The sequence below is a fragment of the Neisseria sp. P0009.S010 genome, from assembly GCF_051958545.1.
GTDB lineage: Bacteria > Pseudomonadota > Gammaproteobacteria > Burkholderiales > Neisseriaceae > Neisseria > Neisseria subflava_A.
This window is the reverse complement of sequence record NZ_JBQCVH010000005.1, coordinates 206,989-221,110: the sequence shown is the minus strand read 5'-3', so window position 1 is coordinate 221,110 and position 14,122 is coordinate 206,989. Positions and strand designations below refer to the sequence as shown.

Here is a 14,122-nt window from a genome sequence, read left to right as displayed (position 1 = left end):
AAAACATACATAAAGGCCGTCTGAAATATTTCAAACGGCCTTTTGTATATCTGTTTTATGGCTTTAATAAAAATTCCTAACAAGAAATTTATTCATTTTAATCTTAGCAGTTTCAGTGATTGCCAATATGAAACGCTTCAAAAAATGCCGTCTGAAAACACAACGGTTTTCAGACGGCATTTCAATACCTTAATAGCTCATCAGTATGAGCTTAAACTAAGCCTTTTTTCTCCAGATAGCTTTCGTAATCGCCCAAGTAGTGTTCATATCCGCCTTTGCCATCCAATTCGATGATTTGGGTAGCCAATGAAGATACAAACTGACGGTCATGCGATACGAAAATCAGCGTGCCGTTGTATTTTTCCAGCGCCATGTTCAAGGATTCGATACTTTCCATGTCCATGTGGTTGGTCGGTTCGTCCATGACCAAAACATTGGGTTTCAACAGCAACAGTTTGCCGTACAGCATACGGCCTTTTTCGCCACCGGAGAGAACCTTCACTTTTTTCACGACATCGTTGCTGCCGAAGAGCAAGCGGCCCAAAGTGCCGCGGATGACTTGTTCGTCATCGCCTTCCTGACCCCATTGGCGCATCCATTCGCTCAGGTCCATATCGACGTCGAAGTCGTTTTCATGGTCTTGCGGGTAGTAGCCGACACTGGCTTTTTCCGCCCATTTGATGGTGCCTTCGTCCGGCAGCAGGCCGTCTGAATATTCGGGGTTGTACGCGCCTGCCAAGAGTTTCAGCAAGGTAGATTTACCTGCGCCGTTCGGGCCGATGATGGCGAGACGCTGACCTGCTTCAAGGATGAAGTTCAGGTTTTTAAATAACTGGGTTTCAAAACGTTTAGCCAGTTTTTCAACTTCTACAGCCTGACGGTGCAACTTGGCTTTTTCGTCGGCTTCAAAACGGATATACGGGTTTTGACGGGTAGAAGGTTTGACTTCTACCATCTCCGATTTGATTTTGTCTGCCTGCTTCAGACGACTGGTTGCCTGACGGGCTTTGGATTTGTTGGCAGAGAAGCGTGCAACGAACTCTTGCAGCTCTTGCAGTTTCTCTTTGGCTTTGGCGTTGTCTTTCAGGGCGCGCTCACGCGATTGGGCAGAAGCGAGCATGTAGTCGTCGTAGTTGCCCGGATAGATGGTGATGGTGTTGTAGTCCAAATCCGCCATGTGTGTGCAGACTTCGTTCAAAAAGTGACGGTCGTGCGAGATGATGATCATGGTGGAGTCGTATTGGTTCAACACGCCTTCCAACCAACGGATGGTATTAATGTCCAAGTTATTGGTCGGTTCGTCCAAGAGCAATACATCTGGTTTGGAGAACAGGGCTTGCGCCAGCAATACGCGCAGTTTGAAGCCTGGGGCAACTTCTGCCATGGTCGCATTGTGCAAATCTTCGGAAATGCCCACGCCGCTCAACAACTCGGCAGCACGCGCTTCGGCGGTGTAGCCGTCGTATTCGGCGAACTTGGCTTCCAGTTCGGCGGCTTTCATGTAGTCGTCTTCGGTAGCTTCGGGGTTGGCGTAAATTGCATCACGCTCGGTCATCGCCGCCCACATTTCGGTATGACCCATCATCACCACGTCCAGCACGCGCATGTCTTCGTAGGCAAACTGGTCTTGGCGCAATTTACCCAAACGCACGCCGTTTTCAATCGCGACTTCGCCGGCAGTCTGTTCCAAATCGCCGCCGAGGATTTTCATGAAGGTGGATTTGCCTGAGCCGTTGGCGCCGATCAAGCCGTAACGGTTGCCTTCGCCGAATTTGACGGATACGTTTTCAAACAGCGGCTTTGCGCCGAACTGCATGGTGATGCCGTTGGTAGAAATCATTATTCGTAAAACCTTTATAAATAGAATGTTATAATCGGACGCGATTGTAGCATATTTTTGCAAAGACCTCAGGATTGAGGCATGGCAAATATGCCCAATTTCGATGCAAGATAAAAACAGACAACGCTTCACGAGAAAATGCGTTGCAGTCAGCATTTCAGGCCGTCTGAATCGGAGAAACGATATGGAAACGCACAAAATCTATTACGCCGTGATTATTTTGGTATGTGCCGCTTCCATGCTGCTCAGCCCGTTTTTCTATATCCGCCGCACGCGCTCAGGCGCTGAATTGCGGCGCGCACCCAGGCAATGGAAACCCATCCTATTCGCCAACATCATCATGATTGCAGCTTTGTTTGTTTGGTGGAAATGGTTTTAAGGAAAAATAAAAATGAACAAACTTTGGATCTGCACATTACTGCTCGCTTTGACAACTGCGGTTTCCGCCGCGCCTATTTTTGAATGTACCGATTCTGCCGGCCGCAAAGTCTATACCCAAGCCGGCGGCAAAAACTGCAAAGCCAGCAATATCGGCAAACCGTCCGTCTATACTTCTGCGCCTGTTTCAACACCAACAACGCCGACTTCCCCAAGCAAAACCGAGCAGGCGGAAGACACTGTCGCCCCGGTCAATCCGGCTGATGTTGGCGCGGCCAAGCGTGCTTTAGATACCGCTAAGAAAAATTTGGAAGAAGGCAAAAAAGTGCGTTATGGCAATGAACGCAACTATGCCCGCTATCTCGAACGGATCAACGGTTTGGAAAAAGCCGTCCGCTCGGCTCAGGAAAACTATGATGCGGCGCAACGCCAGCCTGCATCCCAAGATCCTGTTGCCTATTGATGCTTACCACACCAGCAAGGCCGTCTGAAATTTGATGTTCAGACGGCCTTTTCAGCTTTTCAATATAACAAAATCGTCTTTATACCAAACAAAGCATTATTTCCAGTTTTCAGACGGCCTTGTTAAAGTAAGCGTGTATTAAATTCTGACGGTTGCCATTATGTTGTTACTCAAAACGCCTTCTGTATTGCCGGGTTTCAAGCTCAGCCTGGGTTTGACGGTTTTGTGCCTGTCGCTTTTGGTGGTTTTGCCGTTTGCGATGATGGCGGCCAAAGCGGCAGAAATCGGCTGGAGCGGATTTTGGAACACGATTACCGAACCCAATGTCTTGGCGGCCGTCTGGCTGAGCTTGCGGATGTCGTTTTATGCGATGTTGACCAATATCGTGTTCGGTACATTGGTTGCCTGGGTATTGGTGCGCTATGAATTTCCGGGCAAAGGATTGGTAAACGCTTTAGTCGATTTGCCGTTTGCGCTGCCGACGGCGGTAACAGGCATTGCGTTGGCAACCCTATACGCCCCAAATGGCTGGATAGGCCGTTTTTTCGAGCCTTTGGGTATCAAAATCGCCTTTACACCTACCGGCATCTGGATTGCGCTGATTGTCGTCAGCCTGCCCTTTATCGTCCGCGCCGTGCAGCCGGTATTGGAAGAATTGTCGGGCGAATATGAAGAAGCGGCGGCAACTTTGGGCGCAAGCCGTTGGACTACGTTCCGCCGCGTCCTTTTGCCTGAAATCACGCCGGCACTTCTGACCGGTGCAGGCATGATGTTTGCCCGCTCTACCGGCGAATACGGCTCGGTCATCTTTATCGCGGGCAATATTCCGATGGTGTCTGAAATCCTGCCCTTGATTATTACCGGCAAGCTGGAGCAATACGATGCTCAGGGCGCGTCTGCCGTTGCTCTGTTTATGCTGATGATTTCGTTTGTCATTCTGCTGATTTTAAACATTATGCAATGGACTTTAAGCCGCCGCGCCGGAGCGAGGGTTTAACAAACAACAGGCCGTCTGAAACATTAAGCAAACATTTTTCAGACGGCCCAAACAGATACAAGAATAAATCGAGACTACCCTACCATGAAAACCCATTCCACCAATCCAAATTTGAGCGAACCGCGTTGGCTGCGCGTATTGCTGACCGCTACTGCCTTGGGCTTTCTGCTGCTGATGCTGGTCGTGCCTTTGGTTGCCGTATTCTACGAAGCCTTAAAAGGCGGTTGGGATTTGTACCTGCAATCTCTGACCGATCCCGAGGCATGGTCTGCCATCAAATTAACGCTGATTACCGCGCTGATTGTCGTCCCCGTCAATGCCGTCTTGGGCGTGGCGATGGCGTGGCTGCTGACTCGTTTTGACTTTCGCGGCAAGCAGTTGCTGACTACCCTGCTCGATTTGCCGTTTTCCGTATCGCCTGTGGTGGCCGGTTTGATGTTCGTCTTATTGTTCGGCGCGCACACGGCGTTGGGCGGCTGGCTCGAAGCGCAAGGCATACAGATTATCTTCGCCATTCCCGGCATTATTTTGGCAACCTTGTTCGTTACCTTCCCCTTTGTTGCGCGCGAAATCATTCCGTTAATGCAGGCACAGGGCGACAGTGAAGAACAGGCAGCCCTGATACTCGGCGCAAGCGGCTGGCAGATGTTTTGGCGCGTTACCCTACCCAACATCAAATGGGCGCTGCTCTACGGCATCATTCTTACCAACGCCCGCGCGATGGGCGAGTTTGGCGCAGTCAGCGTGGTATCGGGGCACATACGCGGCGAAACCAACACCATCCCGCTTTTGGTCGAAATCTTCTACAACGAATACAACTTCACCGGCGCATTCGCCCTCTCCGGCGTATTGGCACTTTTAGCCTTGGCCACCTTGCTGGTGCAAAACATCATTACCAAATTACAAGATAAAAAACTCGCCGCCGCCGAAAGGAACGCAGCATGAGCATCACTATTCAAAACTTAAACAAACACTTCGGCAATTTCCATGCGCTGAAAAACATCAACCTCAATGTCCCCACCGGCAAACTCGTTTCCCTGCTCGGCCCATCCGGCTGCGGCAAAACCACGCTCCTGCGCATTATCGCCGGACTGGAAAACGCTGATGGCGGCCAAATTCTCTTTGACGGGCAAGACGTAACTGCCAAGCATGTGCGCGAGCGCAAAGTCGGTTTTGTATTCCAACACTACGCCCTTTTCCGCCACATGAACGTGTTTGACAACGTTGCTTTCGGTTTGACCGTATTGCCCAAGTCCGAACGGCCGTCCAAAGAACAAATCCGCGCCAAAGTCGAAGAATTGCTCAAACTCGTACAGCTCTCGCATTTGGCAAAATCCTATCCGCACCAACTCTCCGGCGGCCAACGCCAACGCATTGCCCTCGCCCGTGCACTTGCGGTCGAACCCAAACTCCTGCTTTTGGACGAACCCTTCGGTGCGCTGGATGCCAAAGTGCGCAAAGAATTACGCACCTGGCTGCGCGACATTCATCACAACTTAGGCGTAACCAGCATTCTGGTGACGCACGACCAAGAAGAAGCCCTCGAAGTTTCCGACGAAATCGTCGTCATGAACCACGGCCAAATCGAACAAACCGGCAGCGCCGAAGCCATTTACCGCAAACCCGAAAACGCCTTTGTTACCGAGTTCCTCGGCGAAACCGATGCATTTGAAGGACGCATCGAAAAAGGCATTTGGCATTACCACGGTTTCGAATGGAAATTGGACGCACAATACAAATGGCAGGAACAAACCGCCATCGGCTATATCCGCCCGCACGAATGGCAGCTTGCCGCCGAAAACGAAACGCCGATGATTCGTGCCAAAATCGAAAAAATCCACGCCGTCGGCGCATTGACGCATATTCTGGTGAAACACGACAAACAAGACGTGCATATCACGCTGGCAGGCAGCGATGCCGCGCGTTACCAAATCGCCGAAGGAAAAGAATTGAACCTGATTCCGAAACAGGTTTATGTCTTTTCTCAAAACGAGCTGATTGAATATTCGATTTGAGACCAAATCATAAGGCCGTCTGAAAATCTGCTTTCAGACGGCCTTTCAGCTTATTTAAACCTGCCAATCAATCGGCTCTAAACCATGTGCCTGCAAATAAGCGTTTGCCTGCGAAAAATGTTTGCAGCCGAAGAAGCCGCGATACGCCGATAAAGGCGAAGGATGCGGCGCGGTCAGCACCAAATGACGGTTGCGGTCGATAAACGCGCCTTTCTTCTGCGCATGGCTGCCCCACAGCATAAAGACCAAATGCTCGCGCTCCTTATCCAATTGTCGGATGACTTCATCGGTAAATGCTTCCCAACCGAAGGTCGCATGGGAATGCGCCACACCGGCGCGGACAGTCAACACCGTATTCAACAGCAACACGCCCTGTTCCGCCCAATGCTGCAAATAGCCGTGTTGCGGAATCTGAAAGCCCTCAACATCCGTCGCCAACTCTTTATAAATATTGATCAGCGACGGCGGCACCGCGATTTCAGGTTGCACGGAAAACGCCAAACCATGCGCCTGCCCCGCGCCGTGATACGGGTCTTGCCCCAAAATCACTACTTTTACATTTCCGAATTCAGTCGTCCGAAAGGCATTGAATACGTCACGTTCAGGCGGATAAACGGTTATCCCCGCCTGCCTTTCATGGCGTACCTTCTCCAAAATCATTTGAAAATACGCCTTTTCTTTTTCCGCACCAATTGCCTCGTGCCAAGTCTGCATTGTTTACCGCTCCGTATTTGAATGGACTTATTATAAAGGATATGCCGCATAACGATATGGTTTGTTGCCGCCGGACTGAATCTTATCGACAGCAACAAGCCTAAAGCGTCATAATAGCGTTCTGAATCAGGCCGTCTGAAAACCCAATACGGCTTTTCAGACGGCCTTTTTATATCGTTCGATTTTTATATGAATACACAAACCATCAAAACCTATCTTGTCGGCGGCGCTGTCCGCGACCATCTGTTAGGCCTGCCCGTCAAGGACCGCGACTGGGTAGTCGTCGGTGCAGATGCGCAAACCATGCTGGCTCAAGGCTATCAACCTGTCGGCAAGGATTTTCCCGTCTTTCTCCATCCAGACAGCCACGAAGAATACGCCCTCGCCCGTACCGAGCGCAAAACCGCCAAAGGTTATGCCGGATTCAGCTTTCATGCCGATAAAGACGTTACGCTGGAACAAGACCTGATGCGCCGCGACCTGACCATCAATGCCATGGCGCAAGATTCAGACGGCACAATCATCGATCCCTTTGGCGGACAACAAGACTTGGCGGCCGGCATCCTGCGCCACGTTTCGCCTGCCTTTGCCGAAGACCCCGTGCGGATTTTGCGTATCGCCCGTTTTGCCGCGCGTTATGGTTTTCAAATTGCCGATGAAACCATGTCGCTGATGCGGCAAATGGTAGAAAACGGCGAAGCGGATGCCTTGGTTGCCGAACGCGTCTGGCAGGAATTGGCCAAAGGCTTGATGGAAAAAAATCCGCGCCGAATGATTGAAGTTTTGCGCGAATGCGGCGCACTCAAAGTTTTACTGCCCGAAGTCGATGCCCTTTTCGGCGTACCGCAACGCGCCGACTATCATCCCGAAATCGACAGCGGTATTCATACGCTGATGGTTGTACAACGAGCCGCCGAGATGAACCTATCCCTCGCCGAACGCTATGCCGCCTTATTGCACGACTTGGGCAAGGCAAAAACACCGGCCGATATACTGCCGAAACACTACGGACACGACGTCAATGGAGTCGAACCCGTCCGCGAAGTCAATCAACGCCTGCGCGCGCCCAAACACTGTGCCGAGCTTGCCGAACTCATCTGCCGTTGGCACATCATGCTCCATCAAGTCGGGCAGTTCAAAAGCAAAACCATTTTGAAGATTTTGAAAAAAACCGACGCGTTCCGCCGCCCCGAACGTTTTCAGACGGCCTTAAACGTCTGCGTGGCTGACAAACAAGGCCGTCTGAACCTTGAAGACGCCCCCTATCCGCAACGTGAACACTGGCTGGCCTTACTTGAGGCCGCCAACCAAGTAGATGCAGGCAAAATTGCCGCCGAGTGCCGCACACAAGGAAAAGCCCATTTAATTGCCGAACAAATCGATCATGCACGCTTGGCGCAAATTAGGCCGCTGCAAAAAGCGTATCAGGCTGAAAAAATAGGAGGCTATTGATGGTATAGACAAGCTTTGAAACAGCCACCACGATATCCGCTATAATCCACACCTTGACCATCTTATTTCAACAATAAAAATCATGACTATCCAGACCGATTTACTTCACGAAAAAATCAGCAATGAAGATTATCAACGCCTCATTGTTAAACACAGCGAATCTTTCAGCGACGGCGAAATCCGCCTATTGAATGAGATTTTGGAAAAATTTGAATTTGATGTCGTACAGGAACAAGCATTGGCGCAAGCCGTGATGCAGCAGGTGCGCTTTGACCCCAATGCCTACCACATCGACAGCGACGACGAAGACACAACCGGCATCTGCCCCCACTGCATCAATCCGCCCATGCCGCCCCTGCGCGATTATTTGGTTTGGCGCGAAACACGCGGTTAGGAATTTTCCTAATCGATTTTGATAAGTTATTAACCATTCACTATCAAACAAGGCCGTCTGAACAGGTGTCATCGTTACATTTGTTCAGACGGCCTTTTGTAAATAAATGTTCATGACTAGGATAAATCAGTATAATCTGCGCCGTTTGAATTTTCTTCGGAGCTTTTATGAACCAGCTTAAAACGGCGGTAGCCGGTGCACAGATTTTGTTTGTCGCATTCGGTGCCATGGTGCTTGTGCCGCTTTTGACGGGACTGAACCCGGCTTTGGCATTATTGGGTGCAGGCTTGGGCACCTTGTTGTTCCAATTGGTTACCAAACGTAAAGTGCCGATTTTCCTCGGCTCTTCTTTTGCCTTTATTGCACCGATTATCTATTCCATCGGCGAATGGGGCCTGCCTTCTACCATGTTCGGCCTGTTTGCGGCAGGTTTCATGTACTTTGTCTTTGCCGCGCTAATTAGATGGCGTGGTCTGGATGCGGTACACAAACTGTTGCCGCCCGTGGTTATCGGTCCGGTGATTATGGTAATCGGTTTGTCCGTAGCCGCTGCAGCCAGCAGCATGGCTATGGGTCAGGCGGATGGAAAACAGGTCATCGACTATATCGACTCGCTGATTCTCTCCGGCTTTACCTTTGCGGTAACCGTCATTGTTTCTGTCTTCGGCAGCAAGATGATGAAGCTGATTCCGATTCTGATCGGCGTGGCTTCAGGCTATGTGTTGGCTTTGATCATGGGCTTGGTCGATACCAGCGCCATCATCAACGCTCCTTGGTTTGCCGTCCCTCATTTTGAAACGCCTCAAGTCAATTGGCAGGCTGCCTTGTTTATGTTGCCCGTTGCCATTGCCCCGGCTATCGAACACATCGGCGGCATTATGGCCATCGGTAATGTGACCGGCAAAAACTACACCAAAGACCCGGGCTTGGACAAAACCCTCGCCGGCGACGGCTTGGGCGTGTGCGTGGCCGGTTTGATTGGCGGCCCTCCTGTGACCACTTACGGTGAAGTAACCGGAGCGGTGATGATTACCAAAAACAGCAACCCCGTCATCATGACTTGGGCAGCAATTTTTGCGATTTTCATGGCGTTTTTCGGTAAATTCAACGCGTTTTTGGCTTCGATTCCTATGCCGGTTATGGGCGGCATTATGTTGCTGCTGTTCGGTACAATCGCCTCTTTGGGCATCAAAACATTGATTGATGCAAAAGTCGATTTGATGCAGCCGAAAAATCTGGTTATCGTCAGCTCCGTATTGACAACCGGTATCGGCGGCATGATTATCAAAGTAGGTACTTTGAGCTTCGCCGGTGTAGGTTTGTGCGCCGTATTGGCCATTATCCTGAACTGCGTTTTGCCCAATACAAAATCAGAAGAAGCATAAATAGCTGGTTCATAAACTCAAAGGCCGTCTGAAAATAAGGTTTCAGACGGCCTTTTTATTACGCTTTATACAATGAAAAATGCCAGAGACTTTATCATCTCCGGCATTTTTGAATAAGGTGGCGAGCCGAACCCCCGGCACTGGCTCATCAGAGTGGGCTGCTGGCTTCCGCCCCTGACCCGGTGTTCCGAATTACCATGCGGGGAGACCCGCCATAGAAGAAACGCATTATAGCGGTTTTACAGAAAAACTCAAGCGATAAAATCTATCAGGCCGTCTGAAAACCATTTACACGACAAGATTGTAAACAATATTACCTAGTTGCAAATCATTCCCATTGAAATGTTTATCGTCTTTTCCGTTGAAAAATATCGAAAATTACACTACATTAACACTTTACGGCATCAAGAAGAAATTGCATTTTTCAGACGGCCTTTAATATAAAAACATTACATCCATCAACGGAACACAACCATGACCACGACTACTGCCCCTCAGCGTATTCGAGAAATTCCCTATAACTATACTTCTTATACCGACCGCGAAATCGTCATCCGACTGTTGGGCGACGAAGCGTGGCAAATCCTGCAAGACCTGCGCGGTCAACGGAAAACAGGACGTTCGGCACGAATGCTGTTTGAAGTATTGGGCGATATTTGGGTGGTCGTGCGCAATCCGTATCTGGTCGATGACTTGTTGGAGCACCCGAAACGCCGCGCCGCGCTGGTGCGGGAAATGCGCCACCGTTTAAACGAAATCCGCAAGCGCCGCGACGACAATCAGCAAGTGGATGTCTTGGTTGCCGCAGCAGAAAAAGCAGTCGAACGTTTTGATAGCAGTTTTGATGAAACCATCCAAAAACGCCATCAGATTTTGGAACGTTTAAGCAAAATCACCAAGCCGCACAATATTATGTTCGACGGGCTGGCGCGGGTAACGCACGTTACTGATGCGACCGACTGGCGCGTGGAGTATCCGTTTGTCGTCGTCAATCCTGATACCGAGGCAGAGATCGCGCCTTTGGTGCGCGCCTTAATTGAGTTGGACTTGGTCATTATCCCACGCGGCGGCGGTACGGGTTATACCGGCGGCGCAGTACCTTTGGACGCAAACAGCGCAGTCATCAATACCGAAAAACTCGACAAGCATCGCGGCGTCGAATACGTTGAGCTGGCAGGCTTGGACGGCAGACATCCGATTATCCATTGCGGCGCAGGCGTGGTAACCCGACGAGTGGAAGAAACCGCGCATCAGGCAGGTTTGGTGTTCGCCGTTGATCCGACCTCCGCCGATGCGTCTTGCGTAGGCGGTAATGTGGCGATGAATGCAGGCGGTAAAAAAGCCGTGCTGTGGGGTACTGCCTTGGACAACCTCGCCTACTGGAACATGGTTAACCCTCAAGGCGAATGGTTGCGTATCGAACGCGTGCGCCACAATTTCGGCAAAATCCACGATGAAGAAACCGCCATATTTGACGTACATACGCTGGATTCAGACGGTCTCAATATCGTTAAAACCGAACGCTTGGAAATCCCTGGCCACAAATTCCGCAAAGTCGGTTTGGGCAAAGACGTTACCGACAAATTCTTAAGCGGCCTGCCCGGCGTGCAGAAAGAAGGCACAGACGGCATCATCACCAGCGTCGCCTTCGTATTGCATAAAATGCCGAAATACACGCGCACCGTGTGTATGGAGTTTTTCGGTACGGTCGCCACTGCCACGCCGTCCATCGTCGAAATCCGCGACTTCTTGCTTGCCCATGAAAGCGTACGACTGGCCGGTTTGGAACATTTAGACTGGCGTTACGTCCGTGCCGTCGGTTATGCCACCAAAGCGGCAGGCAAAGGCCGACCTAAAATGGTCTTGCTGGCAGACGTGGTTTCCGACGATGAAGCCGCCGTGCAGGCAGCCGCCGAACACATCTGCGAACTCGCCCGCGCCCGTGACGGAGAAGGCTTTATCGCCATATCTCCAGAAGCGCGCAAAACCTTCTGGCTTGACCGCAGCCGCACCGCCGCCATCGCCAAACATACCAACGCCTTTAAAATCAACGAAGACGTGGTAATCCCACTCGAAAGGCTCGGTGAGTATTCAGACGGCATCGAACGCATCAACATTGAGCTTTCCATCCAAAACAAACTCAAACTCTGTGCCGCCTTGGAGCAATATCTGTCCGGCAAACTCCCCATCGACAAAATGGGAACAGACCTGCCAACCGCCGAACTGTTAGGTGAACGCGGCAAACACGCCCTAGCCCACGTTTCCTCTGTCAAAGCGCGTTGGGAATGGTTGCTTGCTAACTTGGATGCGCCACTTGCCGACTATAAAGCTCGCTATGGCGCATCCGTCCACGCCGCGCCCGAAGCCAAAGACAATGAAAGCTGCTTTATTGCCTTCCGCGATTTCCGCCTGCGTGTGTCTGTCAAAGCGGACGTAATGAAGCCGCTTTCTGAAATCTTCAGCGGCAAAACCGATACCAAAATTATTCAAGGTTTGGGCAAAATCCACGCCAAAACCGTGCGCAGCCGCGTCTTCGTCGCCCTGCATATGCACGCCGGCGACGGTAACGTTCATACCAATATTCCGGTTAACTCAGACGATGCCGAAATGCTTCAGACGGCCTACCGTTCGGTCGAACGCATTATGAAAATCGCCCGTTCGCTCGGCGGCGTGATTTCGGGCGAACACGGCATCGGCATCACCAAGCTCGAATTTTTGACCGATGAAGATTTGCAGCCGTTTTGGGACTACAAAAACCAAGTCGATCCCAAACACACCTTCAACCGTCACAAACTGATGAAAGGCTCGGACCTGCGCAACGCCTATACGCCGTCTTTCGAGCTTTTGGGGGCGGAATCGCTGATTATGGAAAAATCAGACCTCGGCACCATCGCCGATTCCGTCAAAGACTGCCTGCGCTGCGGAAAATGCAAACCTGTTTGCTCTACTCACGTTCCGCGTGCCAACCTGCTGTACAGCCCCCGCAACAAAATCCTCGGCGTAGGCTTGCTGACCGAAGCCTTCTTATACGAAGAACAAACCCGTCGTGGCGTTTCCGTCAAACATTTTGAAGAACTGATGGACATCGGCGACCACTGTACCGTGTGCCACCGCTGCGTTAAACCTTGCCCTGTCAATATCGACTTCGGCGATGTTACCGTAGCCGTACGCAACTACCTTGCCGATTCCGGTCACAAACGCTTTGCGCCTGTGGCTTCAATGGGCATGGCATTTTTGAACGCCACAGGCCCGAAAACCATCAAAGCCCTTCGCGCCGCCATGATACAGACCGGCTTCCCTGCGCAGAACTTTGCCTACAAAATCGGCAAGCTTCTTCCGATTGGCACCAAAAAGCAAAAAGCCGAACCTAAAGCCACGGTCGGCACCGCCCCTGTCAAAGAACAAATCATCCACTTTATCAACCGTCCTTTGCCCAAAAGCGTGCCCGCCAAAACACCGCGCTCCATGCTCGGCATCGAAGACGACAAAAGCATCCCCATCATCCGCAACCCCGCCGCGCCTGAAGATGCCGAAGCCGTGTTCTACTTTCCCGGCTGCGGTTCTGAGCGTTTGTTCAGCCAAATCGGACTCGCCGTCCAAGCCATGCTTTGGCACGTCGGCGTACAAACCGTCCTGCCGCCCGGCTATATGTGTTGCGGCTATCCGCAGGACGCAGGCGGCAATAAGGCTAAAGCCGAAGAAATGAGCACCAACAACCGCGTCGCCTTCCACCGCATGGCGAACACCCTCAACTACCTCGACATCAAAACCGTCGTCGTCAGTTGCGGTACCTGCTACGACCAGCTCGAAAAATACCGCTTTGAAGAAATCTTCCCCGGCTGCCGCATCATCGACATCCACGAATACCTGCTCGAAAAAGGCGTGAAACTGAACGGCGTGAAAGGTCAGCAATACCTCTACCACGACCCCTGCCACACGCCCATCAAAACCATGAACGCCACCCAAATGGCAAGCAGCCTCATGGGGCAGAAAGTCGTTTTAAGCGACCGCTGCTGCGGCGAATCCGGCATGTTCGCCGTCAAACGCCCCGACATTGCTACTCAGGTCAAGTTCCGCAAACAAGAGGAAATTGAGAAAAACCTCAAAGAGCTGCCGCAAGGCGAACCCATCAAAATGCTCACCACCTGCCCCGCCTGCCTGCAAGGACTGAGCCGATACGCCGACGACAACGACATGCCCGCCGACTATATCGTCATCGAAATGGCGAAACACATCCTCGGCGGAAACTGGCTGGACGAGTTTGTGAAAAAAGCCAACAACGGCGGCGTGGAGAAAGTGTTGCTCTAAGGACTTAGACAAAAACTTTGGGCTATAATAAAGGCCGTCTGAAAATCATTTTCAGACGGCCTCTTATTTAATAGAAATAAAAATAAGCTAATGAAATCAATTACTATCAGTCATTCAACACCAGTAATATTCAATAAAAAATAAAACCTGAGGCTTTTATCCCCCAGGTTTTATTT

Annotated in this window: 11 protein-coding genes and 1 other RNA gene; 9 read left to right on the top strand and 3 right to left on the bottom strand. The window is 51.1% G+C overall.

Annotated elements, in window-relative coordinates; translation table 11 throughout:
* Positions 1–211: 211 nt before the first annotated feature.
* Positions 212–1,840 (bottom strand): ABC-F family ATPase, encoded by a 1,629-nt coding sequence (locus ACTHSN_RS07235; RefSeq protein WP_003683571.1) that lies wholly within the window; start codon positions 1,838–1,840, stop codon positions 212–214.
* Between the two features lie 184 nt (positions 1,841–2,024).
* Here ACTHSN_RS07235 and ACTHSN_RS07230 point away from each other — a divergent pair, with 184 nt between their 5' ends.
* The 5 genes from ACTHSN_RS07230 to ACTHSN_RS07210 all read left to right on the top strand — a co-directional run bounded on the left by ACTHSN_RS07230 (position 2,025) and on the right by ACTHSN_RS07210 (position 5,693).
* Complete coding sequence (locus ACTHSN_RS07230; protein ID WP_036491242.1) at positions 2,025–2,219, top strand: hypothetical protein; 195 nt, start codon at positions 2,025–2,027, stop codon at positions 2,217–2,219.
* Positions 2,220–2,231: 12 nt separating this feature from the next.
* Positions 2,232–2,681: a DUF4124 domain-containing protein gene (locus tag ACTHSN_RS07225; protein ID WP_296186843.1), complete on the top strand. Its 450-nt coding sequence runs from the start codon at positions 2,232–2,234 to the stop codon at positions 2,679–2,681.
* Between the two features lie 160 nt (positions 2,682–2,841).
* Positions 2,842–3,678, top strand: coding sequence for a sulfate ABC transporter permease subunit CysT (cysT, locus tag ACTHSN_RS07220; protein WP_004520580.1), 837 nt, complete (start codon positions 2,842–2,844; stop codon positions 3,676–3,678).
* An 84-nt stretch (positions 3,679–3,762) separates the two neighbouring features.
* Positions 3,763–4,623: a sulfate ABC transporter permease subunit CysW gene (gene cysW, locus ACTHSN_RS07215; protein WP_049328527.1), complete on the top strand. Its 861-nt coding sequence runs from the start codon at positions 3,763–3,765 to the stop codon at positions 4,621–4,623.
* A complete protein-coding gene (locus tag ACTHSN_RS07210) occupies positions 4,620–5,693 on the top strand; it encodes a sulfate/molybdate ABC transporter ATP-binding protein (protein WP_440365228.1) in 1,074 nt (357 codons plus the stop codon). Before cysW ends, ACTHSN_RS07210 begins: the two co-directional genes overlap by 4 nt.
* Positions 5,694–5,747: 54 nt before the next feature.
* Here the strand turns inward: ACTHSN_RS07210 and ung are convergent, their stop codons facing one another.
* On the bottom strand, positions 5,748–6,407 hold the full coding sequence (ung, locus tag ACTHSN_RS07205) for a uracil-DNA glycosylase (protein ID WP_440365227.1): 660 nt from the start codon (positions 6,405–6,407) through the stop codon (positions 5,748–5,750).
* 189 nt (positions 6,408–6,596) lie between these two features.
* Between ung and ACTHSN_RS07200 the strand changes: the two genes are divergently transcribed.
* The 3 genes from ACTHSN_RS07200 to ACTHSN_RS07190 all read left to right on the top strand — a co-directional run bounded on the left by ACTHSN_RS07200 (position 6,597) and on the right by ACTHSN_RS07190 (position 9,638).
* Positions 6,597–7,859 carry a multifunctional CCA addition/repair protein gene (locus tag ACTHSN_RS07200; RefSeq protein WP_070460699.1) on the top strand — a complete coding sequence of 421 codons (1,263 nt, stop codon included), beginning with the start codon at positions 6,597–6,599 and terminating at the stop codon, positions 7,857–7,859.
* Between the two features lie 82 nt (positions 7,860–7,941).
* A complete protein-coding gene (locus ACTHSN_RS07195; protein WP_036490806.1) occupies positions 7,942–8,253 on the top strand; it encodes a hypothetical protein in 312 nt (103 codons plus the stop codon).
* Between the two features lie 167 nt (positions 8,254–8,420).
* Positions 8,421–9,638 carry a uracil-xanthine permease family protein gene (locus ACTHSN_RS07190; RefSeq protein WP_003679234.1) on the top strand — a complete coding sequence of 406 codons (1,218 nt, stop codon included), beginning with the start codon at positions 8,421–8,423 and terminating at the stop codon, positions 9,636–9,638.
* A 117-nt stretch (positions 9,639–9,755) separates the two neighbouring features.
* On the opposite strand, the gene ffs is transcribed toward ACTHSN_RS07190, so the two are convergent.
* Positions 9,756–9,852: signal recognition particle sRNA small type (gene ffs, locus ACTHSN_RS07185), an RNA gene on the bottom strand.
* Between the two features lie 260 nt (positions 9,853–10,112).
* On the opposite strand from ffs, the gene ACTHSN_RS07180 reads away from it, so the two are divergent.
* Positions 10,113–13,946: a DUF3683 domain-containing protein gene (locus tag ACTHSN_RS07180; RefSeq protein ID WP_440365226.1), complete on the top strand. Its 3,834-nt coding sequence runs from the start codon at positions 10,113–10,115 to the stop codon at positions 13,944–13,946.
* The last annotated feature ends 176 nt before the right edge of the window (positions 13,947–14,122 follow it).

Excerpts from the sequence above, each read along its gene's own strand:
- ACTHSN_RS07235 (WP_003683571.1), bottom strand. The coding sequence starts at position 1,840 with ATGATTTCTACCAACGGCATCACCATGCAGTTCGGCGCAAAGCCGCTG.
- ACTHSN_RS07230 (WP_036491242.1), top strand. The coding sequence starts at position 2,025 with ATGGAAACGCACAAAATCTATTACGCCGTGATTATTTTGGTATGTGCC.
- ACTHSN_RS07225 (WP_296186843.1), top strand. The coding sequence starts at position 2,232 with ATGAACAAACTTTGGATCTGCACATTACTGCTCGCTTTGACAACTGCG.
- cysT (WP_004520580.1), top strand. The coding sequence starts at position 2,842 with ATGTTGTTACTCAAAACGCCTTCTGTATTGCCGGGTTTCAAGCTCAGC.
- cysW (WP_049328527.1), top strand. The coding sequence starts at position 3,763 with ATGAAAACCCATTCCACCAATCCAAATTTGAGCGAACCGCGTTGGCTG.
- ACTHSN_RS07210 (WP_440365228.1), top strand. The coding sequence starts at position 4,620 with ATGAGCATCACTATTCAAAACTTAAACAAACACTTCGGCAATTTCCAT.
- ung (WP_440365227.1), bottom strand. The coding sequence starts at position 6,407 with ATGCAGACTTGGCACGAGGCAATTGGTGCGGAAAAAGAAAAGGCGTAT.
- ACTHSN_RS07200 (WP_070460699.1), top strand. The coding sequence starts at position 6,597 with ATGAATACACAAACCATCAAAACCTATCTTGTCGGCGGCGCTGTCCGC.
- ACTHSN_RS07195 (WP_036490806.1), top strand. The coding sequence starts at position 7,942 with ATGACTATCCAGACCGATTTACTTCACGAAAAAATCAGCAATGAAGAT.
- ACTHSN_RS07190 (WP_003679234.1), top strand. The coding sequence starts at position 8,421 with ATGAACCAGCTTAAAACGGCGGTAGCCGGTGCACAGATTTTGTTTGTC.
- ACTHSN_RS07180 (WP_440365226.1), top strand. The coding sequence starts at position 10,113 with ATGACCACGACTACTGCCCCTCAGCGTATTCGAGAAATTCCCTATAAC.